Origin of the sequence: Halobacillus sp. A1, assembly GCF_024189295.1 — a bacterium.
Lineage (GTDB): Bacteria > Bacillota > Bacilli > Bacillales > Halobacillaceae > Halobacillus_A.
In genome coordinates, this window is record NZ_JAIZEN010000063.1 from 1 (window position 1) to 667 (window position 667).

Consider the following 667-nt stretch of genomic DNA (forward strand, 5'->3'; position numbering starts at 1 on the left):
AGATTCCTCAGAGACGATGAGGTCAATAGGTCCGAGGTGGAAGCGTGGTGACACGTGCAGCTGACGGATACTAATCAATCGAGGACTTAACTATATCAACCTTCGTGAAAAAGGTTACGTTTGTGAAGATGTCCGATGTCTTATCCAGTTTTGAGGGTTTTCAAAAAAACTCTTGAAATTTTCATAAAAGGGTCATATAATATATCTTGTCCCTAAAATATAAGGTTTGGTGGCGAAAGCGAAGAGGTCACACCTGTTCCCATGCCGAACACAGAAGTTAAGCTCTTCAGCGCCGATGGTAGTCGGGTTTACCCCCGTGAGAGTAGGACGCCGCCATACCTTACATAAAATCCGGAGGATTAGCTCAGCTGGGAGAGCACTTGCCTTACAAGCAAGGGGTCGCAGGTTCGAGCCCTGCATCCTCCACCATGTTGCCGGCCTAGCTCAACTGGTAGAGCAACTGACTTGTAATCAGTAGGTTGGGGGTTCAAGTCCTCTGGCCGGCACCATTGATTTTACTAGAGCTTCAACAACAAAATCACCAGAACTTTTATTTCATTAAGAGCCATTAGCTCAGCTGGTAGAGCATCTGACTTTTAATCAGAGGGTCGGAGGTTCGAGCCCTCCATGGCTCACCATTTATTTGCGGGTGTGGTGGAATTGGCAG

At 47.1% G+C, this 667-nt stretch carries 3 tRNA genes and 2 rRNA genes; all 5 read left to right on the forward strand.

The features are described 5' to 3' along the window. Positions 1–94 (forward strand): 23S ribosomal RNA (locus LF817_RS19965); the annotation flags it as partial. A gap of 131 nt (positions 95–225) precedes the next feature. Next, positions 226–339, forward strand: a 5S ribosomal RNA gene (gene rrf / locus LF817_RS19970). Between the two features lie 14 nt (positions 340–353). Beyond that, a tRNA-Val gene (locus LF817_RS19975) sits at positions 354–429 on the forward strand. 4 nt (positions 430–433) lie between these two features. Further along, positions 434–509: transfer RNA gene (locus LF817_RS19980), tRNA-Thr, on the forward strand. 53 nt (positions 510–562) lie between these two features. Then, positions 563–638, forward strand: a tRNA-Lys gene (locus LF817_RS19985). Positions 639–667 lie beyond the last annotated feature (29 nt).